Origin of the sequence: Pseudooctadecabacter sp. (assembly GCF_020627745.1) — a bacterium.
In the GTDB taxonomy this organism is placed as follows: Bacteria; Pseudomonadota; Alphaproteobacteria; order Rhodobacterales; family Rhodobacteraceae; genus Octadecabacter.
Genome location: NZ_JAHDGE010000021.1, coordinates 21,481 through 42,345 on the forward strand (window position 1 = coordinate 21,481; position 20,865 = coordinate 42,345).

23 protein-coding genes and 1 pseudogene are annotated in these 20,865 nt (G+C 61.0%); 11 read left to right on the forward strand and 13 right to left on the reverse strand.

Annotated elements, in window-relative coordinates; all coding sequences use genetic code 11:
- Positions 1-396, forward strand: a pseudogene (locus QZ653_RS09630) (ribonuclease E/G); the annotation flags it as partial.
- A gap of 69 nt (positions 397-465) precedes the next feature.
- Here QZ653_RS09630 and QZ653_RS09635 read toward each other — a convergent pair.
- Positions 466-699, reverse strand: coding sequence for a sulfurtransferase TusA family protein (locus QZ653_RS09635; RefSeq protein WP_296419844.1), 234 nt, complete (start codon positions 697-699; stop codon positions 466-468).
- A gap of 118 nt (positions 700-817) precedes the next feature.
- Here QZ653_RS09635 and QZ653_RS09640 point away from each other — a divergent pair, with 118 nt between their 5' ends.
- The 4 genes from QZ653_RS09640 to QZ653_RS09655 all read left to right on the forward strand — a co-directional run bounded on the left by QZ653_RS09640 (position 818) and on the right by QZ653_RS09655 (position 4,833).
- Positions 818-1,573, forward strand: a complete 756-nt coding sequence (locus QZ653_RS09640; RefSeq protein WP_296419845.1) for a cytochrome c biogenesis CcdA family protein — start codon at positions 818-820, stop codon at positions 1,571-1,573.
- A 65-nt stretch (positions 1,574-1,638) separates the two neighbouring features.
- On the forward strand, positions 1,639-2,937 hold the full coding sequence (locus QZ653_RS09645; protein WP_296419846.1) for an alpha/beta hydrolase: 1,299 nt from the start codon (positions 1,639-1,641) through the stop codon (positions 2,935-2,937).
- On the forward strand, positions 2,927-4,276 hold the full coding sequence (locus QZ653_RS09650; protein ID WP_296419847.1) for a cytochrome P450: 1,350 nt from the start codon (positions 2,927-2,929) through the stop codon (positions 4,274-4,276). Before QZ653_RS09645 ends, QZ653_RS09650 begins: the two co-directional genes overlap by 11 nt.
- A gap of 278 nt (positions 4,277-4,554) precedes the next feature.
- Positions 4,555-4,833 carry a cell division protein FtsA gene (locus tag QZ653_RS09655; protein ID WP_296419848.1) on the forward strand — a complete coding sequence of 93 codons (279 nt, stop codon included), beginning with the start codon at positions 4,555-4,557 and terminating at the stop codon, positions 4,831-4,833.
- Here QZ653_RS09655 and QZ653_RS09660 read toward each other — a convergent pair.
- From QZ653_RS09660 to QZ653_RS09695, 8 genes are all read right to left on the reverse strand, one after another.
- Positions 4,821-5,054, reverse strand: coding sequence for a ribbon-helix-helix domain-containing protein (locus QZ653_RS09660; RefSeq protein WP_296419849.1), 234 nt, complete (start codon positions 5,052-5,054; stop codon positions 4,821-4,823). The genes QZ653_RS09655 and QZ653_RS09660 overlap by 13 nt on opposite strands.
- Positions 5,051-5,230 (reverse strand): DUF4169 family protein, encoded by a 180-nt coding sequence (locus QZ653_RS09665; RefSeq protein ID WP_296419850.1) that lies wholly within the window; start codon positions 5,228-5,230, stop codon positions 5,051-5,053. Before QZ653_RS09665 ends, QZ653_RS09660 begins: the two co-directional genes overlap by 4 nt.
- Positions 5,227-5,598, reverse strand: a complete 372-nt coding sequence (locus QZ653_RS09670) for a VOC family protein (protein WP_296419851.1) — start codon at positions 5,596-5,598, stop codon at positions 5,227-5,229. The genes QZ653_RS09665 and QZ653_RS09670 overlap by 4 nt, the downstream gene beginning before the upstream one ends.
- On the reverse strand, positions 5,595-6,986 hold the full coding sequence (gene fumC, locus QZ653_RS09675; protein WP_296419852.1) for a class II fumarate hydratase: 1,392 nt from the start codon (positions 6,984-6,986) through the stop codon (positions 5,595-5,597). Before fumC ends, QZ653_RS09670 begins: the two co-directional genes overlap by 4 nt.
- Positions 6,987-7,071: 85 nt before the next feature.
- Entirely contained in the window at positions 7,072-7,542 is a 471-nt protein-coding gene (locus QZ653_RS09680) for an SspB family protein (protein ID WP_296419873.1), read from the reverse strand.
- Positions 7,543-7,653: 111 nt separating this feature from the next.
- Positions 7,654-8,892: a chromate efflux transporter gene (gene chrA, locus QZ653_RS09685; protein WP_296419853.1), complete on the reverse strand. Its 1,239-nt coding sequence runs from the start codon at positions 8,890-8,892 to the stop codon at positions 7,654-7,656.
- Positions 8,889-9,689 carry a chromate resistance protein ChrB domain-containing protein gene (locus tag QZ653_RS09690; RefSeq protein WP_296419854.1) on the reverse strand — a complete coding sequence of 267 codons (801 nt, stop codon included), beginning with the start codon at positions 9,687-9,689 and terminating at the stop codon, positions 8,889-8,891. The genes chrA and QZ653_RS09690 overlap by 4 nt, the downstream gene beginning before the upstream one ends.
- A gap of 105 nt (positions 9,690-9,794) precedes the next feature.
- A complete protein-coding gene (locus QZ653_RS09695) occupies positions 9,795-10,958 on the reverse strand; it encodes a cytochrome P450 (protein WP_296419855.1) in 1,164 nt (387 codons plus the stop codon).
- A gap of 59 nt (positions 10,959-11,017) precedes the next feature.
- Here QZ653_RS09695 and QZ653_RS09700 point away from each other — a divergent pair, with 59 nt between their 5' ends.
- From QZ653_RS09700 to QZ653_RS09720, 5 genes are all read left to right on the forward strand, one after another.
- On the forward strand, positions 11,018-12,793 hold the full coding sequence (locus tag QZ653_RS09700; RefSeq protein ID WP_296419856.1) for a sensor histidine kinase: 1,776 nt from the start codon (positions 11,018-11,020) through the stop codon (positions 12,791-12,793).
- A complete protein-coding gene (locus QZ653_RS09705) occupies positions 12,790-14,028 on the forward strand; it encodes a sigma-54-dependent transcriptional regulator (protein WP_296419857.1) in 1,239 nt (412 codons plus the stop codon). The genes QZ653_RS09700 and QZ653_RS09705 overlap by 4 nt, the downstream gene beginning before the upstream one ends.
- 216 nt (positions 14,029-14,244) lie before the next feature.
- Positions 14,245-15,258 carry a DctP family TRAP transporter solute-binding subunit gene (locus tag QZ653_RS09710; RefSeq protein WP_296419858.1) on the forward strand — a complete coding sequence of 338 codons (1,014 nt, stop codon included), beginning with the start codon at positions 14,245-14,247 and terminating at the stop codon, positions 15,256-15,258.
- Between the two features lie 127 nt (positions 15,259-15,385).
- Positions 15,386-16,099 (forward strand): TRAP transporter small permease, encoded by a 714-nt coding sequence (locus QZ653_RS09715; RefSeq protein ID WP_296419859.1) that lies wholly within the window; start codon positions 15,386-15,388, stop codon positions 16,097-16,099.
- Positions 16,100-17,911, forward strand: coding sequence for a TRAP transporter large permease (locus tag QZ653_RS09720; protein WP_296419860.1), 1,812 nt, complete (start codon positions 16,100-16,102; stop codon positions 17,909-17,911).
- Between the two features lie 138 nt (positions 17,912-18,049).
- Here the strand turns inward: QZ653_RS09720 and tpiA are convergent, their stop codons facing one another.
- Entirely contained in the window at positions 18,050-18,784 is a 735-nt protein-coding gene (gene tpiA, locus QZ653_RS09725) for a triose-phosphate isomerase (RefSeq protein ID WP_296419861.1), read from the reverse strand.
- Positions 18,785-18,848: 64 nt separating this feature from the next.
- Between tpiA and QZ653_RS09730 the strand changes: the two genes are divergently transcribed.
- Positions 18,849-19,745 (forward strand): isopenicillin N synthase family dioxygenase, encoded by an 897-nt coding sequence (locus QZ653_RS09730; RefSeq protein WP_296419862.1) that lies wholly within the window; start codon positions 18,849-18,851, stop codon positions 19,743-19,745.
- Between the two features lie 16 nt (positions 19,746-19,761).
- Here QZ653_RS09730 and QZ653_RS09735 read toward each other — a convergent pair whose 3' ends face one another.
- From QZ653_RS09735 to QZ653_RS09745, 3 genes are read right to left on the reverse strand one after another with little or no spacing between them, the layout of a single operon-like run.
- Entirely contained in the window at positions 19,762-20,085 is a 324-nt protein-coding gene (locus QZ653_RS09735; protein WP_296419863.1) for a TfoX/Sxy family protein, read from the reverse strand.
- Complete coding sequence (locus QZ653_RS09740) at positions 20,082-20,447, reverse strand: HesB/IscA family protein (RefSeq protein WP_296419864.1); 366 nt, start codon at positions 20,445-20,447, stop codon at positions 20,082-20,084. Before QZ653_RS09740 ends, QZ653_RS09735 begins: the two co-directional genes overlap by 4 nt.
- A 26-nt stretch (positions 20,448-20,473) precedes the next feature.
- Positions 20,474-20,836 carry an SUF system Fe-S cluster assembly protein gene (locus QZ653_RS09745; RefSeq protein ID WP_296419865.1) on the reverse strand — a complete coding sequence of 121 codons (363 nt, stop codon included), beginning with the start codon at positions 20,834-20,836 and terminating at the stop codon, positions 20,474-20,476.
- Between the last annotated feature and the right edge of the window lie 29 nt (positions 20,837-20,865).

Here is a 20,865-nt window from a genome sequence, read left to right on the forward strand (position 1 = left end):
AAGCCTAAACGGACCCGCAGCCGTCGCAAAAAGGCGGATGACGCCACAGTTGAAGAGGCCCCAGCAGCGGAAGGACCAGCGGACGCCCCCGCAGAGCCGCCCGCCGAAAAGCCCAAGCGCACGCGGTCCCGCAAAAAGCCCGCAGCCGAGACCGCACCAGCAGAGGCTGAGGTTTCAGCCCCTGTTGAGGCTGCCCCGGAAGACAAGCCCGAGCCTGAAAAGGCCGAAAAGCCCAAGCGCCGTCGCAAGACGACATCGGCCCCCAAGGCGGCCGCAGCTGAGGCCCCCGCGGCTGAGGCCGCGCCCGAACCTAAGGCTGAGCCTGAGGCAACATCCGAAGACACCCCGTCCGAGGATAAGCCAAAGCGCCGCGGTTGGTGGTCCTTGGGCCGCTAACGGCCGCCACAGCAAAATCAGACCCGCCCGGCATCGCTTGGCGGGTCTTTTTATTCCGCATCAAAATGGTCAGGCGCGATCCGCGCCCCGTTTGATGGTGTAGGTCTGGTGATCGCCTGCATCGCTTTGTGCCAACAATTCGTGGCCTGCTTCGCGGCAAAAATTCGGGATATCAATGACCGCAATGGGATCGTCCGCCCAGATATGAACGATCTCTCCCTGCGGCACCCCGCGCAATGCCTTGCCCAGCCGCAGCACGGGCAGGGGACACATCAGGCCACGGGCGTCTATCACGTCATTCATCCCCTTGCGATGCCAGCCTTGGGCGGCTTTGTCCACCACCCGTGGCTGAAACACACCCCAACGCGGATGTGACCAAAGGCCCCGTGACGCGGACCCGCAACCCCGCTAGATGGGGGTGATGTTCGAGACCGAAACCTTCCTCGCAGCCTCGCTGCTGCCCGCGCTGCTGATCGCCTTTTCGGCAGGCATCCTGTCGTTTCTAAGCCCCTGCGTGCTGCCCATCGTGCCGCCCTATCTGGCCTATATGGGTGGGGTCAGTGTCAGCGATATGGAAGACGACAAAGGCGCGCGGGGCCGTGCGGTTGTGGCGGCCTTGTTCTTTATGTTGGGCCTGTCCACGGTGTTCTTGATCCTCGGCGCCGGTGCGTCGGCCTTGGGGCGGACGTTGCTGGGCTATCAAAGCTATCTACAAATCGGGGCGGGCATTGTTGTCATCATCTTTGGCCTGCACTTTCTGGGCGTCTTCCGCCTGCGGTTTCTGGACCAAGAGATGCGCGTCGACGCAGGCGATCAGGGCGGGTCGGCCTTTGGGGCATACTTCCTTGGCCTTGCCTTTGCCTTTGGCTGGACGCCGTGTCTTGGCCCGATCCTGTCCGCGATCCTCAGCCTTGCGACGGGCACGGGCGATGTGGGCAAGGGAGCCTTGATGTTGGGCGTTTATGCTGTGGGCCTCGGCGTGCCCTTCTTGTTGGTGGCGGCATTCTTCCCGCAGCTTAAAGGGCCAATGGCGTGGATGAAACGCAATCTGGGCGTCATCGAAAAAATCTCAGGCGTGCTGTTGATCACCGTGGGTCTGGCCATGGCCACCGGATTTCTGACAGTCTTTGCCTACTGGATGCTTGAAGCCTTCCCCGTCTTGATGATTTTCGGCTAGGCGATCCTTATTTTTGCCGAAAAGCCCTGTTAGGGTATTCCAAAGCCAATGAGCAGCGGGCGCAGATGGATCAGGCAGACCAGACAACGGTAAGACGTAGACGGGTGTTTTACATCCCCGGCTACGATCCCATTCACCCGCGCCGCTATCGTGAATTGTACCGCACCGAAAGCACCGCACAGGCGGGGATTTCGGGGTATGAGGTCAAACTCGCCCCCAAAAGCGGTCAGCACTACGGCTGGCGCGTGTTGGGGCAAATGGACGGCCAATCCACCAGCGCCGAGGTGGACGTGCTCGTCTGGTCCGACATCGTGCGCGGGTCCATGGCGTCGTCCATCCCCGCGACCTACCTGCAACTGGTCCGCACCGCATGGACCTATATCGCCAGCGGCGCGCTGCGCCGCCTGATGTGGCTGCGCAAGGGGCCCGTGATTGCGGCGCTCTATCCTGTGGGCATGTTGATCCTGCAGCTGTTGGTTGCAGTCGTGCTGGCCAGTTTGGCGGCCAAGGGTCTGGGCTGGATCATGACCACGGGCGCACGGGGCGTCATTTCCATTGTAGGTCGGGGGGAGGGCACGCCCTTTGATTATTCCGCCCTGATCTTCGGGCGTACGGTCTTGATGTGGGCGTTTGGTGCGTGGGTTGGTTGGTCCGTTCTGCGGTGGTTCAAACGCAAGGACGGCAAGTTTTTCGCCTATTACCTGATGCACGACTACGCCTATTCCGCCCATTGGAACGGCGCAAATCCGCCCGAGCTTGAGGCGCGGATGGCCGAGTTCAAAGACACGATTGCCGCCGCCCTGCGCGATGACGTGGATGAGGTTCTGGTCGTCGGCCATTCCTCGGGCGCGCATCTGGCCGTGTCGGTGCTGGCCGATCTGATCCGCGAAGGTGGGGTGCCGGCAGACGGGCCTGCGTTGGGGTTCCTCAGCCTTGGCCAAGTGGTCCCCATGGTCAGCTTCCTTCCCAAAGCGCACCGGTTGCGGGCCGATCTGCAATACCTCAGCACGCGGGACGAATTGGCTTGGGTCGATGTGACCGCACCGGGCGATGGCTGTGCCTTTGCATTGTGCGATCCGGTGGCCGTGTCGGGCGTGGCGACGGACGACCAGAAATGGCCGCTTGTGATTTCTGCGGCCTTTACCCAGACCTTGTCGCCCCAGACGTGGAAAAAACTGCGTTGGCGGTTCTTCCGCCTGCATTTCCAATACCTTTGCGCCTTCGACCGTGTGGGGGATTACGACTATTTCCGCATCACCGCAGGGCCTTTGACCTTGGCGCAGCGCTTTGCCGGTCGCAAACCGTCGCAATCACGGATCGACATTGCGGCCTCCAAATACACGTCTGTGTCCGATGACGGCTGATCTGCCGCCCAAACCCCCGTCGCGGCCAGAAAAGGTATCGCTCTGGCGGTATCTGCGGCTGTTCCGGCAGGACATTCTGTCGGCCCAACCGGCCAAATTGTATCGCGCGTGGATGGCCGAATTCCGCACGCCGTTTTTCCGCAGCTATCTGGCCAATGATCCTGATCTGGTCAAACGGGTCCTGAAAGACCGGCCCGATGATTTCCCCAAATCTGACCGCATCGGCGCGGGCCTTCGGCCCCTGCTGGGCAATTCGGTGTTTTTGACCAACGGGGAGGTCTGGAAACGGCAACGGCGCATCATTGATCCCGCGTTTGAAGGGGGCCGTCTGCGGGACACCTACGGGGCGATGTATGCGGCGGGGGAAGCGGCGGTGGCGCGTTTGGCCCAGCGGCAAGGCACCCTCGATATCGAACCCGAGACGTCTCATGTGGCCGCTGATGTAATCTTTCGCACGCTCTTTTCGATCCCTATTGAGGATGAGACCGCCACGCAGGTGTTCGAAAAATTCCGCGATCACCAACGCACACAGCCGATCCTTAACTTGGCGGCCTTCATTCCCGGCCCCCGCTGGATGCCGCGGTTTTTCAAGAAGGCGACAACGGACACGGCGGCGGACATCCGGCGGCTGATCACGGACCTGACCGAACGGCGGATGTTTGAAATCGACGGCGGCACGGCCCCTGATGATCTGGCCACCAAAATCATGACCACCAAAGACCCCGAAACAGGCCGCGCGTTTTCCACCGAAGAAATGGTCGATCAAGTTGCGATCTTCTTTCTGGCGGGACATGAAACCAGCGCCAGCGCGCTGGCGTGGTCGCTGTATCTGGTGGCGCGCTATCCCGAATGGCAGGACAGATTGGCGGAGGAGGCGGCGGGGTTGAGCGCGGATTTCTCATCGGTGTCGGCGCTCAAACTCAGCCGTGATGTGTTCCGCGAGGCGCTGCGCCTGTATCCGCCGGTGCCCATGATGGTGCGCGAAACCACCTGTCCCGAAACGATGCGCGGCAGGCGCGCGCCCAAAGGCAGCCAGATTGTGCTGAGCCCGTGGCACCTGCACCGGCACACCCGGCTGTGGGACAATCCCGACGGGTTCGACCCGACCCGTTGGGGCACCGAGAACGGCAAGACCTGCCAGCGCGATGCGTACATCCCGTTTTCCGCAGGGCCGCGCGTGTGTACGGGGGCAGGGTTCGCCATGGTCGAAGGACCTGTGTTGCTGTCGATGTTGCTGCGCCGCTTCCGGTTTGATGTGACCGAAGATATCCCCGTGCCGGTCGCGCATCTGACCGTGCGCGCCAAGGATGGCATCCGACTCACCGTGTCTGAAAGGTGATCCAAGCAATGGGGACGATCCTGTTTAGGGCAGGATTGTTTTACCAGTCGCCGCAATCCACACTTTGAACTGCGATTGTTGCCTGAAAGACCGGTCGGGTCTTTATAGTTTTAGGCCAAAATGGGGCAGCCGGTTGCTTTGATAAAGTGAATGAAAACAACGTTCTAAGTGTGTTTTTCAGCCGGATGGGAGGTAAATGAGGCAATTTTGCCCTATTTCGTCGATGGCGGGTTTACCCTAGATTAACCGCTGTGGGGGCGTTGAGAAGGGTCGGTTAAATGACATTCGCAGTGCCAAAGTTTTTTGCGTCCGTGCGTCCGGCTGATTTGGCCGAAACGTTGAGCGGATTGTTCAGCCGCAATCAGGCGGAATTGGAACATCTGGTTCCAATCAAACGCCCTTATTCTGAGGCTGCACCAGAGGTGTCGCGCAGGGTAGATCAGATCCGTTATGAACAAATGCTGGAACGTGAGGTCGACCGCCAGCTCTTGTCCGAAGTGGAACGCGAGGACCGCGAGACACTGGACCGGGTCCGCGAGGCGCTTTACGCAGAGTGATCCTTGAGGGTGTTCAGAACGAACACCCGGATCGCAGAGGCAAGGCCCACGTCGCCGCGGGCCTCGTCTATTTCAATGGCCAAGCCATTGAGGGTCTGATCGCGCGCTTTTGCGATCCTCCGGAATTCGTCCCAGAATTCAGGTTCCAGCGACACCGAGGTGCGGTGTCCGCGCAAGGTCAGCGAATGTTTGACAGGGCGGGCTGATCCCACCACGGTCATTCATCCTCGAATTTCAGCTGATCCAACTGCTGCTTTGCCCGCGCGTCCCGCGCCGCTTCGGCCAGCCGTTCGGCCTTGGTGCGGCCAAACTTGGCGGCGTTCTGGTCGGCCTCGGCCTTTTTGGCGGTCCGCTCGCGGTCCTTGCGGACACGGTTGAGGTTCACAATTTCCGTCACTGGATCGCCCCGAACCGTATTTGCCACGAAATGCCAAAGCGGTCCTGTACCCAGACGAACCGCTGGGCAAATTCGTAGCTGTCGGCTGGCATCAAGATGGATCCGCCATCGCCCAATTTGGCCGCCGCGTCGTCCACAGCCTCAGCCGTGTCCACATCCACCATCATCGACCATGACGGGGTTGGCCCGAATTTGTGAATGGGCGGGCTGTCAAACAACGTGAAGGTCAGATCGCCCAGCGTCAGCGTGCGCAGGCCCATCCCATCGGTGTCCGATGCGGTCAGGTCGGGAAAGGCAGTCTGCCACAGGGCCACCGCATCATCGGTGACCCCGCCTTGCAGCATGATATGGGGGCGCGCTTTGATCATTTCGGGCCGATCATGTCTTCGGGGCGGACCACGCGGTCGAAGGTCTCTTCGTCCACAAAGCCGAGCGCCACGGCCTCTTCCCGCAGGGTGGTGCCGTTTTTGTGGGCGGTCTTGGCGACTTTGGTGGCGTTGTCATAGCCGATTTCAGGGGCCAATGCCGTGACCAGCATCAGGCTTTCTTTCATCAGCTTTTCAATGCGGTCTTCGTTGGCGCGGGTGCCGGACAACATCCGTTTGGTGAAGCTGTCGGCGGCATCGCCCAAAAGCTGCATGGATTGCAGCAGGTTATAGGCCATCATCGGGTTGTAGACGTTGAGTTCGAAATGCCCCTGCGATCCGGCAAAGCCAATCGCTGCGTCATTGCCAAGGATATGGGCGCAGACCTGCGTCATGGCTTCGGCCTGTGTCGGGTTCACCTTGCCCGGCATGATCGACGATCCGGGCTCGTTCTCGGGCAGGATCAATTCGCCAAGACCGGACCGGGGGCCGGAGCCGAGGAACCGCATGTCGTTGGCGATTTTATAGGCGGCCATGGCCGTTGTTTTGATGGCGCCGGACATGAACACCATCGCGTCATGGGCGGCCAGTGCTTCGAACTTGTTAGGGGCGGTGACGAAAGGCAGGCCGGTGATGTCGGCCATATGGGCGGCGACAGTGGTGTCCCAACCGGGCGATGTGTTCAGGCCGGTGCCCACGGCGGTGCCGCCTTGGGCCAGTTCATAGATGCCAGGCAGGGCCAGTTTGATCCGTTCGATCCCGCCCCGGATTTGTTTGGCATAGCCGGAGAATTCCTGACCCAGTGTCAGCGGCGTTGCGTCCTGCGTATGGGTGCGGCCGATCTTGATGATGTCTTTGAACTCTTCTGCCTTGGCCTCAAGTTCAGCGGCGAACGTCTCCAATCCCGGCAACAAGACATCCCGCGCGGTCATCGCGGCGGCGATGTGCATGGCGGTGGGGAAGGTGTCGTTGGACGACTGGCCCATGTTGCAGTGGTCATTGGGGTGCACCGGGTCTTTGGACCCGACTTCGCCGCCCAAAATCTCAATCGCGCGGTTTGAGATCACTTCGTTGGCGTTCATGTTGGATTGCGTGCCGGACCCTGTCTGCCACACAACCAGCGGGAAATGATCGTCCAACTTGCCGTCAATGACTTCGCCCGCGGCCTCAATCATGGCATCGGCCAATTTGGCGTCCAGTTTGCCACTGTCGCGGTTGGCCATGGCGCAGGCCTTTTTGATCACACCCAGCGCACGCACGATGGCCACGGGCTGTTTTTCCCAGCCAATGGGGAAGTTCATCAACGATCTTTGGGTCTGTGCGCCCCAGTAGCGATCGGTTGGGACCTCCAAGGGGCCAAAGCTGTCGGTTTCTGTGCGGGTGTTGGTCATGTCCAAGGCCTCAGGTGTTGGCGGTATACGGTTGCATGCCGTCTAACGGGGCCGCTGCGCAAGGGCAAGCGCCCGGTGGCGGGGATTACTTGCGAAACTTGTCCAAAGAGACGACCTCGGCCTCTTTCGGGGCTGTGTCCTCAGGCTCTGCCATTTCGGCCATAGGGGCCTCTGGCACGGGGCCGGGTTCTGCATCGGGCGCAGGCACGGGGCTGATGCGGTCTTCGTCATCATCCTGGGTTTCAAACCGCAGGCCGAATTCAACAGACGGGTCCACAAAGGTCTTGATCGCGTCGTAGGGGATATACAACGGCTCGGGGCTGTCCCCAAAGCTGAGCGTGATGGCAAAGCCCTGTTCGGTGACCATCAGGCTTTCGTACTGATGCTGAATGACGATGGTCATCTCACCGGGATAGCGGTCCGACAGCCAGTCCGCGATTTCGACATCGGGGTGCATCGTGTCGAAGGTGATGAAGAAGTGGTGATTGCCCGGCAGCCCCTTGGATGCGATGTCGGTCAGGACCTCATGGATCAGCGCACGCATCGCTTTGTGCATCAGGTTGCCATAGTCGATCGTGTGATTGGTGATGGTCACGGGCAGCCCCCCAGTTCAGACCTCCACAGCATACGAGATTCGGGGGCGGATGAAAGGGGGCCTTGGACAGCGTTACGCGACCCCGCCCATCGCAAGCCCTGCAAGTGCCATGAGACCCAGCGTGAGAAGCAAGGGTATCTTGCGGACGATCAGTAGATAACCCGCCAAGACGGTGAGGATCGCGGCGAGGGTGTTGAACGTGGACCAGTCGGGGATCAGCACCGCAAAGGGGGCAGGGGCCGGTGTCAGGGTGTCAAACAGGACATGGAGCGCGAACCACAGCGACAGGTTCGCAATCACCCCCACGACCGCCGCCGTGATCGCGGCCAATGCCGCCCGAAGGCGGGGGGCCGTGTCCAGCCACGCCATCAAGGGCGCACCGGCAAAGATCCAGATAAAGCAGGGCACGAACGTCACCCAAAGCGTCATCAGACCGGCCAGTGCGGCCACCCCCCAGCCGCCTTGTCCATGGCCTGCCAGGGTGCCCACAAACTGCGTCACAAGGATCAGCGGCCCCGGCGTGGTTTCCGCCAGCCCTAGGGCGTCGATCATCTGCGTGGTGTCGATCCAGCCGAAATCGGTGACCACCGCCTGTGTCATATAGGCCAGCACCGCGTAGGCGCCCCCGAAGGTCACCACCGCGAGGGTCGAGAAAAACAACCCCACCGCCAGCAAAAACGCAGCCCCTGTGGCCCATGCGACCACCAGTGGTGCGGCCCAAAGAACGGCCCCGATCCCGATGGGGGCAAGGCTGTCCCGCCACGGGAGGGCCACACGCCCCGGTGCACGTTCCGCACAGCTGAGGTAGCCGTAAAGACCAGCGGCAAGGATCACCAAAGGAAAGGGCAGGGCGAAGACAAACAGCGCAAGAAACGCGATGGCTGCGATCATCCGGTGGTCTATGCGTCCCAGCGCCTTTCCCAGCAGACGCAAAATGGCCTGCACCACGATGATGATGACCGTGGCCTTGATCCCCAAGAACGCCGCCTGAACCAGCGGCACATCCCCGAAGTGCACATACAGCCCCGCCAGCAGCGCAATCACCACCGCACCGGGCAACACGAACAGCAGCCCCGCGATCAAGCCCCCGCGCACACCGCGCAGGGTCCAGCCTGCATAGGTGGCCAGTTGCATGGCCTCTGGTCCGGGCAAGAGCATACAGAACGACAACGCCTTGAGGAATTCGGATTGCGTCATCACGGGCCGGTCGTCGACCAGTTCCTTTTGCATCAGCGCGATCTGGGCTGCGGGTCCGCCAAAGGACAAACAGCCGATCCGGCCAAAGAGGCGCACCATGTCCGCGTAGGTCATGGGGCATCCCCGAAGCTGGCATGGGTTTCCGCCTGCGCATCCCGCGCCCACCGGTAGAGGGCATCATAAACCGGCATGGCGGCGTCCAGTTGGCTGTGATCGTCTTTGTGCATCCGCGACAGGCCCAGTGACACCGCCAAAAGCCCTGCGGCCTGCGGGCTGTCCCCAGCCCGCCCCGTATCCGCTGCGCGTACGATCTGTGACAGGCGGTCGAGGGGCGCAGTGCGCAGGTCAAAGTGATCCAGCAAGGCATCAAAGGTACAAAGGTCACCGCGATGACCAAAGGGCGCATCGGCACTGTCAAAGGCCGTGGCCCCATATTTTTCCGCCACGCCAGCCACCGCATCGGGGGCCACGAACAGGAATTCGGCCTCCGGGTTGATGAACCTGCGGATGAACCACGGGCAGGCGATCCGGTCGATCTTGGGCCTGTGGCGCGTCACCCACAGGGACGCGGCGGCCAAGGTGTCAATCGCCACCCGTGGGGCATCGGCCATCGCGCGCCAGCCGTAATTGCCCCCCTCAAGAACCTGTGCCGCAATCCCGTGGCCGCGCAGACGCGATGCGAACCCCTGGCTCAGCTTCAGGCCTTTCTGACAGACGATCACGCACTCCGTCCCCTGCAGCCGGTCCACAATGGACGCGAATTCTGTGTGCGGGTGCCGCTGTGCGGTGGGGATCAGGAACGGGTCTTCTGCCACATCGGCGTCAATGGACACGTCGATGATGACGGGGCAGTTGGGGGTGCCAATAAAGCGGGACAGGTTTTTGGGGGATATTTCGTAAGGTGCAGCCATGCGCATGTCTCCAATGGACGAAGGACATGCGAACGTCTGGTCGAAACCTCACGGGGTGTTCGCAAAGACCCCATGGACACTGTGTGCCGTGCGCCGGGCTGGGGGTCAAGCCCGCACCGGCAGAGCCTCCAACCCGTGAAAGTGGAACACATTGGCATAGCGCGGCGGGGCCGTCAGGCGTAGATCGGGGCAGCGTTCAAACAAGACCTGCAAGGCCACACGCAATTCCAGCCGCGCCAGCGGTGCGCCCACACAAAAATGGATGCCGCCGCCAAAGGCCACATTCACGGGGCCTTTGCGGGTAGGGTCAAAGCGGTGCGGGTCGGGGTAGGCCGCCGGATCACGGTTCGCCGCCCCCAGCAGGCAGTTGATCTTGTCACCGCGTCTGAAGGCATGGCCGAAAACCTCACAATCTTCGCTCACCCAACGGTTGAACAGATGCAGCGGCGGATCAAATCGAAGCGCCTCTTCGACGGTGCGGTCATCGACCGTGCGGATGTCACGGTCCAGCAGGGTTTTGACCGCATTGCCAAGGGTGTGGACCGTGGCCTCATGCCCTGCATTGAGAAGCAGGATGCAGGTGGTGATCATCTCATCCGTGGTCAGCTTCGCTCCGTCTTCTTCGGCGGCAATCAGCTCCGAGATCAGGTCATCGGCTGGCGCGCGCCGTTTGGCGTCGATATGGGCGCGCATGAAGGCCACGAAATCTTCGGTCGCCTGAACGGCACGGTCCTCAATCGCGCGGGTGCGGTTGGTCACATACATCGCCACCATGGCATTGGACCACGCCAGCAGATCATCGGCACGGTCTTCGGGCACACCCAGCAGCCGCGCGATGATGATGACGGGCACGGTGCGGGCGTAGGCCTCAAGCAGGTCGAAGTCACCGGATGGGAACTGGTCGATCAACTGATGGCACAGCGCTGCGATCTCAGGCTCCAACGCGGCGATGCGGCGCGACGTAAAGGCGCGCAGGACCAGCCCGCGCAAACGGGTGTGGCGCGGCGGGTTGAGTTCCAGCATCGAATGGGCCTCAACCGCATAAAACGGCGCAAGATGGTCGGGGACGGGGGCGCGGAATTCCTCCGGCACCTCACGGCCCATACGCTTGTCCTTCAGGCAGGCGGCCACAGCCGCGTGGGACACCGCACAGATCGCACCATAGTCTTCCCAATAAAACAAATCGCCCGTGGCCCGTGCGCGGTCATAGAACGGGTAGGGGTCTTGGACGAATGCGGGGTCTGTGGGGGATTGGGTCAGGCGTTGCATGGCCCATGTCTGCCCATGCCCTCTGGCCTTTGCAAGAGCAGCTTTCTAAGCTGTGCGTCATGTTGAACGCCCTTCAAACCCGGATCCTTGCGGTCGTGGCCTTTTTGGTCGCGGTGGCCGCCTTGTCGTCAGCGGTCTGGTGGTTCGGGTATCAATCAGCGCTGGATCAGTTGGAACAACGGGGCCGGTCCGATCTGGCACTGGCGTCCGACCGCCTAACGGGGGAGCTGTCGCGCTACCGTGAACTGGCGGTTCTGATGGCCGATCATCCGGTCGTGGCCGCCGCCGTGGACGGGCGCGGGGCGGGGGCGGCGGATTTGTTGCGCGAGACTGCGGACAAGACCGGATCGCTGGATATTCTGGTGGTGTCACGCAACGGGGGTGAGGTCGCCTCTGCCTCAGGCACGGGGGCCGAGGCGCACGGCACCACCCCCTATTTCGACCGCGCCATGGACGGCGCATTGGGCATCTACCATCTGGTGCATGACCGTTATGGTCAGCGCACGTTCCTGTTTGCGGCCCCTGTCTTTTCGGCTGAGGGGCCGGTGGCGGGGGCGGTGATAGTAGTCGTGAACGTCGATGCGGTTGAAGCCGTCTGGCGCGGGGCGCGGCCCACGGTGTTCTTTACAGATGATCTGGGTGTGACGTTTATTTCAAACCGGTCCGAACTGGTCTTTATGGCCCGCGATCCGCGCGCGGCGCTGCGGGGTGATACGGCGGAATATGCGCAGGGCGTGCTGCGCCCGTTCATCACCTATGAAGCGCGGGATCAGCGCGGGCACAGCGTCTGGTCCGTGCAGGGCCAACGCTATGTGCCCCAGCGCGCGCTGCATCTGTCGCTGCCCCTGCCTGTGATCCAGATGACCGGTGAGGCGTTGTTGGACGTGGCACCTGCGCGTCTTTTGGCGCGGCTGCAGGCCGGTGTGGCCGCCGCAATCTGTCTGGCCTTTGGGGCGATGTTGTTTCTAGCCACCGAACGCCGCCGCACACTGGCGGAAGCCAACGCCCGCCTTGAAACCGCCGTCGAGGCCCGCACCGCTGAGCTGTCGCGCACCAACGCCGATCTGCGCCATGAAGTCAGCGAACGCATCGCCACCGAGGCACAGTTGAAAAAGGCGCAGGCCGATCTGGTGCAGGCTGGCAAATTGAGCGCGTTGGGCCAGATGTCGGCAGGGATCAGCCATGAACTCAACCAGCCGCTGATGGCCATTCGCAGCTACGCCGAAAACGCCGAGGCGTTTTTGGACAGGGGGAAGGCGGATGTGGCGGGGCAAAACCTTGGCCGGATTGCCGATCTGGCGCGGCGGATGGGGCGCATCATCCGCAACCTGCGCGCCTTTGCCAAACAAGAAAGCGAAGGCATGACCGATGTGGATTTGTCAGGGGTGATCACCGCCGTCCTCGAAATTACGCAGACCCGCGCCAAGACCAGCGGTGTGGATATCCTTTGGACGCCGCCCGCCACCCCGCTGATCGTGCGCGGCGGTGAGGTCCGGTTGCAGCAGGTGGTGCTGAACCTTGTGAGCAACGCGATGGACGCGATGGAGGGGCAGGACGCAGCCCAACGGATTGAACTGGATGCTGCGATGGTCGACGGGCGGGTTGAGTTGTACGTGCGCGACACAGGGCCCGGTCTTGATGAACCCGACCGGATTTTTGATCCGTTTTATTCCACCAAACAGGTGTCACAGGATGGCATGGGGCTGGGGCTGTCGATCTCATACGGGTTGGTGCAAAGCTTTGGTGGCATGATCCGTGGCCGCAACCACCCCGCAGGCGGTGCGGTCTTTACCGTGACACTGGACGCCGCCGAACGGGCTGAGGCCGCCGCATGACCAAACGTGTGATGATTGTCGACGATGAAAAAGACGTCCGTGAGGCGCTGGGCCAGACGGTCGAACTGGCCGATCTGGACCCGCTGCGCGCGGGGTCCTTTATCGAGGCCAAGGATCACATCGACCCCACATTCGACGGCGTGATCGTGACCGACATTCGCATGCCCGGACGGGACGGGTTTTACCTGTTGGATCATGTGCGCAAGGTGGATGCCGATCTGCCGGTGATCTTGCTCACTGGCGAAGGTGACATCCCCATGGCCGTCAAAGCCATGTCCGAAGGGGCCTATGGATTTCTTGAAAAACCCTGTGGTGCCAAGGAGTTGCTGGCCGTTGTTGAAAAGGCGCTGAAGGCACGCGCGCTGGTTATGGAAAACCGGCGGCTGAAACAGGAGTTGGACCGGGGCGATGCGGCGGCACGGATGTTGGTGGGGATTTCTGCGGCCTCGGACGCGCTGCGCGCCCGCGTGCGCGCCGTGGCCCGCGCCAGCGCCGAAGTGTTGATCACCGGAGAGCCCGGCACAGGCACCCCCAAAATTGCCGAGATCATTCACCTGCTGTCCGGTGCCGCAAGCCGCCCCTTCATCAAACGCCCCGCCGCGCAACTGTCTGCCGAAGATCTGTTGGCGGCCTTTGCGGAGGCCGACAGCGGAACCCTTTATCTTGATGAGGTCACGGCGCTGGCACCGCCCGTGCAATTCGCCCTGCTTGAGGCGCTGGAGGACGGGTCAACCGTGCGGGTCCTGTCGGGCACGTCGACGGATGTGGACGCGGCGGTCAAGGACGGCAGTTTCAGCACCGATCTCTTCTACCGCCTTGATCTGATGCGCATCCATGTGCCCGCCCTGCGCGACCGGCCCGAAGACATCCCCGTGTTGTTTCGCCATTACGTGGCGCAGGCCTGTGAACAGGCCAACCTGCCCGAGCCGCCCATTTCCCCCGATCTGATCGCAGGCCTGATGGCGCAGGACTGGCCGGGCAATGCCCGTGGGTTGATGAATTCCGCCATGCGCTTTGCCATGGGCATGGGGGATGAAGCGGTGGGGGCCAAGGCTGGGGAGGGCTTGGGCCTGTCCGAGCAGCTGGCGCAGGTAGAACGGTCCTTGTTGATCGAAGCCTTGCAGCGCGCTGGCGGACGGTCGGGGCAGGCGGCCCAAGCGCTGAAACTGCCGCGCAAGACGTTCTACGACAAGTTGACGCGCTACGGGCTTAAGCCTGATGACTACCGCCAATAGCACTGTGTGGATTTCCGCACAGTTGGCGGTAACACCCGTGTGATAACCCGCGCGGCCAGTGGCAGGACATCCCCGCTGGCCCCCAAAAGTTAATGATTCTCAACGCTTTGGCGTAACGCTGACATTTTTATGCGTTTGCGCGGAATTTCGCCTCATCCTGATTGAGTGGCACGTCCGGGAGGGGCGCGCCGATTCTAATTCCTAGGGAGGAACCCCATGAAGTTTCTGATGAACGCAGCATCCATCGCTGCCCTCACACTGTCCGCTGGTGCGGCTATGGCCGACGGCCACGCAGGCTGCGATGACGGCGAAATCGTCGTCAAGTTCAGCCACGTGACCAACACCGACCGTCACCCCAAAGGCATCGCGGCCACGCTGTTGATGGAACGCGTCAACGCCGAGATGAACGGCACCATGTGCATGGAAGTCTTCCCGCAGTCGTCCCTTTACAACGACGACCAGGTGCTTGAGGCCATGTTGCAGGGCGACGTCCAGCTGGCCGCCCCGTCCTTGTCCAAGTTTGAGGCCTTCACCCGCCAGTTCCGCATTTTCGATCTGCCCTTCATGTTCACCAACATCGAAGCGGTTGACGCCTTCCAAGCCTCCGACACCGGTCAGGCGATGCTGGACAGCATGCAGCGCCGCGGCCTGCAGGGCCTGGCCTACTGGCACAACGGCATGAAGCAGATGTCGGCCAACGTCGCGCTTGAACTGCCGACCGATGCTGATGGCCTGAAGTTCCGCGTGCAGAACTCCGACGTGCTGGTGGCACAGATGGAAGCCATGGGGGCCTCCCCCCAGCCGATGGCGTTCTCTGAAGTGTACGGCGCGCTGCAGACCGGCGTTGTCGACGGGCAGGAAAACACATGGTCCAACATCTGGGGCCAGAAGTTCTTTGAGGTTCAGGACGGCGTGACGGAGACCAACCACGGCATCATCGACTATCTGGTCGTGACGTCGGTTGATTTCCTCGACAGCCTTGATGCCGATGTGCGCGACCAGTTCCTGACGATCCTTGACGAAGTCACCACAACCCGCAACGCCGAAGCCTTCGCTGTGAACGAAGCGGCCAAGCAGTCCATTGTGGACGCAGGTGGTGTGATCCGCGAATTGACCGACGAGCAGCGCTCCGCCTGGGTTGAGACGATGAAGCCCGTTTGGGACCAGTTCGTGGACGATGTGGGTCAGGACAACATCGACGCGGCACAGGCGATCAACGCCAGCCTGTAAGTGATGTCGGGTGACGCTGTCGTGTGAGGGGGTCCCTCACACGAGGCGCCCCACCCACCATCCCGCACATTGGGTCGGCTGCGCTGTGGCCGGCCCTTTTTGATAACCATGCTTTCGGGGGCAGGACATGTCGGGTGCATATCAACCCAAAGGCCGCATCGGCGCGGTCATTCACAACATAGAAGAAACGGTGATCGCCTTGTTGATGGGGCTGATGACCTTGGTGACATTCATCAACGTGGTCTTGCGCTACGGCTTTAACAGCCAGTTGATCTGGGGGCTGGAGCTGACGTTGGTGCTGTTTGCGTGGCTGGTGCTGTTCGGCATTGCCTACGGGTTCAAAGTGGTCAGCCACTTGGGCGTGGACGCGCTTATCAACCTGTCGGGGTCGCGCCTGAAACGGGCCATGGCGATTGCGGCGGCACTGGTCTGTCTGGTCTATGCGCTGTTGTTGCTTAAGGGCGCGTGGGATTACTGGGCGCCTTTTGCGGAGCTCAATTCAACCTCAGGCCGGTGGTTCCCCACAGGATTTGAGGAGTCCCGCGGACGCGGCTGGTATGAGATGGATCAAATTCCGATCCCCTTTGGCCAGACCTTTTTAGAAAACACGTTCAACTTCGGGGAAGAATACGAAAAGCTGCCCCGCGTCATTCCCTACGCGATGTTGCCCTTTGCCATGGCGCTGATGGTTTACCGGATCGTGCAGCTTCTGGTGCGGATCATCCGTGGAGACATCAACACAATCATCGTCAGTCACGAAGCCGAGGACGCGGTGGATGAGGCGGGTGCCGAGATCGACAATTCGCTGGGCTACGGCGATGCACAGCAGGGGACAAAGTAAATGGACGTCGCAATTCTTTTTGGCATGGTCATTGCCTTTCTGGCCATCGGTGTGCCGATTGCTGTGGCCCTTGGCCTGTCTTCGACCCTGTTCTTGTTGGCCTTGTCCGACAGTTCCTTGGCGTCCTTGGCGCAGTCGCTCTATCAGGCGATGGCGGGGCATTATACGCTTCTGGCCATTCCCTTCTTCATTCTGGCGTCGTCGTTCATGTCCACGGGCGGGGTGGCGCGGCGGATCATTGATTTCGCCATTGCCATCATCGGGCACGTGCGCGGGGGGCTGGCGATTGCGGGTGTTCTGGCGTGCATGTTGTTTGCCGCTTTGTCCGGGTCATCGCCCGCAACGGTGGTGGCCGTGGGGACAATTGTCATCGCAGGCATGGTGAAGTCCGGCTATTCCAAGGATTTTGCCGCCGGTGTCATCTGTAACGCGGGCACCTTGGGCATTCTGATCCCGCCCTCCATCGTGATGGTCGTCTATGCGTCCGCCACCGATGTGTCCGTGGGCCGGATGTTTTTGGCCGGTGTTATTCCGGGCCTTTTGGCCGGTGTCATGTTGATGATCACCATCTACGTTATCGCGCGGATCAAGAACCTGCCCAAGGGCGAATGGTTGGGATTTGAACAGGTGTTTTCCACCATCCTCGACGCCTCTTGGGGCTTGTTCCTGATGGTGGTCATTCTTGGCGGCATCTACGGCGGTGTCTTCACCCCGACCGAGGCTGCGGCCATCGCGTCGGTCTATGCCTTCATCGTGTCGATCTTTATCTACCGCGATATGGGGCCGTTGAAGGGCAAGTCCTGGCTGCCCGAGGCCGAGGCCGACAGCGGCCTGTTGGGCCTGCGCGTCTGGGGCTTCACCTTGGTGACGTTCCTTCTTTATGCGGTGGCGACCTTTATGATGGGGGCCTCGATCATGATCGCGGTCTATGCGGCACTGGTCTTTGGCGCCGTGGCGTTGGTGCTGGGCTTTGCCATGGCAAAGGCAGTGCCTGCGGGGCAGGGCATGGTAGTGGCGGGGATCGCGGTTTTGGTCTTTGGTGTGCTGCCGATGCTCTATGCGATCTGGTCGGTTCTGACGTCGGGCACCACGGGGTTGTTCGCGATCATCCAGATCATCGGTGCGGTGTTCGTCCTGCTGTTGCCCCCTGCGGTCTTTGTGTTCAGTCTGGTGCGCGGCGCGCAGCGGCTGGAAACATCCGGCGCGGGCTTCGGGACATCACTGGCAGTGGGCGGCAAAAACCTGCTGCGCGCCAATGTGGAGAACGTGATCTTCGCCGTGCCAGCCCTGTTTCACCGCGACACCAAGGCGACCCTGCTGGAGGCGGGTAAACTGACGATCATGTTGATGTTCATCATCGCCAACGCCTTAATCCTGAAGCACGTTCTGACCGACGAGCAAATCCCCCAGCATATCACCGAGGCCATGTTGGCCGCAGGTCTGGGGCCGATCACTTTCTTGATCATCGTCAATGTGATCCTGCTGATCGGTGGTCAGTTTATGGAGCCCTCGGGCCTTATTGTGATCGTGGCGCCATTGGTTTTTCCGATCGCAATCGAGCTTGGGATTGATCCCATTCACCTTGGCATCATCATGGTGGTGAACATGGAAATCGGGATGATCACGCCGCCGGTGGGGCTGAACCTGTTCGTCACGTCTGGTGTCGCGAACATGTCGATGATGCGGGTCGTGAAAGCGGCGCTGCCGTTCTTGGCTGTGCTCTTCGTGTTCTTGATCATGGTGACTTATATTCCGTGGCTGTCGACCATGTTGCCCACGGCCTACATGGGGCCTGAGATCATCACCAACTGACGGTGAAACAGCGGTGCGCTGACGCGCGGTGTTGTTTATAGAATATGAAAAAGGCGACGTGCATAACTGAGCGCGTCGCCTTTTTTGTCTGTTGGATGCCTCCGGCGGGAGTTTTTTGGGCCAGATGAATGAAGGACGTTAGTCTGCGTTCTCAAGTGCGGTGATAATGGGGGAGAAGTCGGCGGCTTTGAGGGACGCGCCACCCACCAGCGCGCCGTCGACGTTGGCCAGCGCGAAGATATCATCCGCGTTGCTGGCTTTAACGGAGCCGCCATATAGAAGGCGCATGGTTGCGCCGTCGTCACCGAACCGCGTCGTCAGATAGGCGCGCAGGGCGGCGTGGACGTCTGCAATTTCTTGGGGCGTCGGGGTGAGGCCGGTGCCGATGGCCCAGACAGGTTCATAGGCAATGGTTGTGGTGGCCGCGGTGGCGTCGTCGGGGATGGACCCGTCCATCTGCGCGCGCAAGACATCCAAAGTGTCGCCCGCGCGGTATTGGGCCTCCGTCTCTCCGATACACAGGATCACGTGGAGGCCTGCGGCCCATCCGGCTTGGGTCTTCGCCGCGACCTGCGCGTCGGTTTCACCGTGATCCGTGCGCCGTTCGGAATGGCCGGTGATGACATGGGTGGCCCCCGCGTCGGCCAACATCGGCGCAGAGATATCGCCGGTGTGTGCGCCGGAGGCTGCGGTGTGGCAATCCTCACCGCCCACGGTGATGCCCGTGGCGGCCATGCGGGTCAGCAGGGTGGCGGGGCCGCAGATGACAACATCGACCGTTGCAGTCGGATGGTCGGCCACCAATGCTTCAAGCTGGGGCACATCCGAACCAAGCCCGTTCATTTTCCAGTTTCCTGCCGCCAATTTGCGCATGTCGCCCTCCCATTTTCATTTGTGCTGATGTAGCAAACGCGCAGGTCAGACGAAAGGGTGCGAAATGATACCGAGGATTGATGCCGAACGGCTGTTGGCGGGGGACGCAGGTGTCTTGGCTGAGGTGGCGACCGCCGCGCGTGAGATCGGGTTTCTGACCCTTCACAACACCCCCATTTCAGCGTCAGAAATACGTGATGTTTTCGCAGCTTACGGAGCGTTCTTCGCGTTGCCAGCGGTCCAAAAAGAGGCCGTGAACATGGCGCGGACGGGATCCAACCGTGGCTGGGGCGCGTCGGGATCCGAACAGGTCGATCCGAATGCAAATCCCGATTACAAACAGGTTTTTGATTGCGGATATGAGGTTCCGGGGTCTGACTTGTCCGTCTATGCGCCCAATCTGTGGCCGGATGTGCCGTCTGATTTTCGGATCATCATTGAGAATTACTATGCGCGCGCGCTCGCTTTTTCGGGTGATCTTCTGGCGGCGATTGCCACCGCGATTGGCGAAGATGCGGAGTATTTCCGAGAACAGTTCGACCAGCCTATGGCCTTGTTAAGAGGGAACTTTTACCCCGAACGGCCCGATTGGGCGGGGGCCAAGGATTTCGGCATCGCAACCCATACGGATTACGGCTGTCTGACGTTGTTGGCCATGGATGGCACGCCCGGGCTGGAGGTCCGCAAGCGGGGCGGCGGGTGGATCCCGGTCTCGGCACCTGTGGGCGAATTCGTCATCAACTTCGGTGAGATGTTGGAGATGTGGACCGCGAAACGGGTGGTGGCCACGCCGCACCGCGTGGTGGGCGGCACAGCGGAGCGCATGTCGATCCCGTTGTTTTACAACCCCAATGCCGACACCAATGTGGCGCCCATCGGGTCCGGTGACGTCATTCGTGCGGTCGATCATCTGCAGGCGCGGTTCGATGAAACCTATGTCCACCTGCAGGATAAGTCCTGATATTTCAGGGGCCTACCTAAAGGTGTTCAAGTGCGCGCCGGGCCAGCGCCGTGGCCTCTTCGGGGTCATCCATGGCGCTGTCCGGCAAATGCCAATAGGGCATGCTGGTGGGGCTACCGTCCTTGCGCAGGTATTCCCACGGGGCAAGGCCCATGCTCTCAAGCTCTGCTTTGAAGGGTCCTGCGCCTTTGACCAAGATACCGCCGTCTGGGTGGATGATCGCAAAGATGGTGCCAGCATGATAGATACACAGCCCGCCCATCATTTTGCGGGTCGTCAGATCGCCCAAACCTTCAAACAATTCAAGGGCATGGGCGATATCGTCGTCTGAAATGCTCATTTACCTGCGGTCAAAGTCTCATCGAACTTGATGGACTCGCCGCAGCCGCAAGCCTCGGTGACATTGGGGTTCCGAAACTTGAAACTTGCCTCTAACAGGCTGATTTCATAGTCGATTTCGGTGCCAAACAGGAACATTTGCGCCATGGGGGCGATCATGACGCGCGCGCCGTCCTGTTCAACAACTTCATCCATGGGGTCGACTTCGTCCACGTATTCCATGGTGTATTCCATGCCCGCACAGCCGCCTTTTTTGACGCCGATGCGCAACCCCTGATGGCCGTCCTTGGCCATCAGTTTGGCGATCTGCTGGGTCGCTTTGTCCGTCAGGGTGACGGCCTGTTTTCCTGGTATTCCAAACATTTAGCGGACCTCCTTCACGTAGGCGCTTACATGAATCCCAATTCGAGGCGGGCCTCGTCCGACATCATATCCATGCCCCATTGCGGTTCCCACACCAGATCCACATCGACGGTTTTGACACCGGCCAAGGGGGCCACAGCGTCGGCAACCCAACCGGGCATTTCACCGGCCACAGGACAGCCCGGTGCGGTGAGGGACATTTTGATAAAGACGTCACTCTCGTCTGTGATGCTGATCGTGTAGATCAGCCCCAGATCATAAATATTCACTGGAATTTCAGGGTCATACACGGTGCGGCAGGCATCCACGATATTGTCGTAGAGCGGATGGTCCGTGGATGAAGGCTGGATAAGAGGCGTGCCCTCCATCGGTGCGGTCTGGTCGGTCATGATCGGGTTCCCGTAATTCCTGACCAATC

Coding starts and splice junctions, on each gene's coding strand:
- QZ653_RS09635 (WP_296419844.1), bottom strand. CDS start 699: ATGAATGACGTGATAGACGCCCGTGGCCTGATGTGTCCCCTGCCCGTG.
- QZ653_RS09640 (WP_296419845.1), top strand. CDS start 818: ATGTTCGAGACCGAAACCTTCCTCGCAGCCTCGCTGCTGCCCGCGCTG.
- QZ653_RS09645 (WP_296419846.1), top strand. CDS start 1,639: ATGGATCAGGCAGACCAGACAACGGTAAGACGTAGACGGGTGTTTTAC.
- QZ653_RS09650 (WP_296419847.1), top strand. CDS start 2,927: ATGACGGCTGATCTGCCGCCCAAACCCCCGTCGCGGCCAGAAAAGGTA.
- QZ653_RS09655 (WP_296419848.1), top strand. CDS start 4,555: ATGACATTCGCAGTGCCAAAGTTTTTTGCGTCCGTGCGTCCGGCTGAT.
- QZ653_RS09660 (WP_296419849.1), bottom strand. CDS start 5,054: ATGACCGTGGTGGGATCAGCCCGCCCTGTCAAACATTCGCTGACCTTG.
- QZ653_RS09670 (WP_296419851.1), bottom strand. CDS start 5,598: ATGATCAAAGCGCGCCCCCATATCATGCTGCAAGGCGGGGTCACCGAT.
- fumC (WP_296419852.1), bottom strand. CDS start 6,986: ATGACCAACACCCGCACAGAAACCGACAGCTTTGGCCCCTTGGAGGTC.
- QZ653_RS09680 (WP_296419873.1), bottom strand. CDS start 7,542: ATGCACAAAGCGATGCGTGCGCTGATCCATGAGGTCCTGACCGACATC.
- chrA (WP_296419853.1), bottom strand. CDS start 8,892: ATGACCTACGCGGACATGGTGCGCCTCTTTGGCCGGATCGGCTGTTTG.
- QZ653_RS09690 (WP_296419854.1), bottom strand. CDS start 9,689: ATGGCTGCACCTTACGAAATATCCCCCAAAAACCTGTCCCGCTTTATT.
- QZ653_RS09695 (WP_296419855.1), bottom strand. CDS start 10,958: ATGCAACGCCTGACCCAATCCCCCACAGACCCCGCATTCGTCCAAGAC.
- QZ653_RS09700 (WP_296419856.1), top strand. CDS start 11,018: ATGTTGAACGCCCTTCAAACCCGGATCCTTGCGGTCGTGGCCTTTTTG.
- QZ653_RS09705 (WP_296419857.1), top strand. CDS start 12,790: ATGACCAAACGTGTGATGATTGTCGACGATGAAAAAGACGTCCGTGAG.
- QZ653_RS09710 (WP_296419858.1), top strand. CDS start 14,245: ATGAAGTTTCTGATGAACGCAGCATCCATCGCTGCCCTCACACTGTCC.
- QZ653_RS09715 (WP_296419859.1), top strand. CDS start 15,386: ATGTCGGGTGCATATCAACCCAAAGGCCGCATCGGCGCGGTCATTCAC.
- QZ653_RS09720 (WP_296419860.1), top strand. CDS start 16,100: ATGGACGTCGCAATTCTTTTTGGCATGGTCATTGCCTTTCTGGCCATC.
- tpiA (WP_296419861.1), bottom strand. CDS start 18,784: ATGCGCAAATTGGCGGCAGGAAACTGGAAAATGAACGGGCTTGGTTCG.
- QZ653_RS09730 (WP_296419862.1), top strand. CDS start 18,849: ATGATACCGAGGATTGATGCCGAACGGCTGTTGGCGGGGGACGCAGGT.
- QZ653_RS09735 (WP_296419863.1), bottom strand. CDS start 20,085: ATGAGCATTTCAGACGACGATATCGCCCATGCCCTTGAATTGTTTGAA.
- QZ653_RS09740 (WP_296419864.1), bottom strand. CDS start 20,447: ATGTTTGGAATACCAGGAAAACAGGCCGTCACCCTGACGGACAAAGCG.
- QZ653_RS09745 (WP_296419865.1), bottom strand. CDS start 20,836: ATGACCGACCAGACCGCACCGATGGAGGGCACGCCTCTTATCCAGCCT.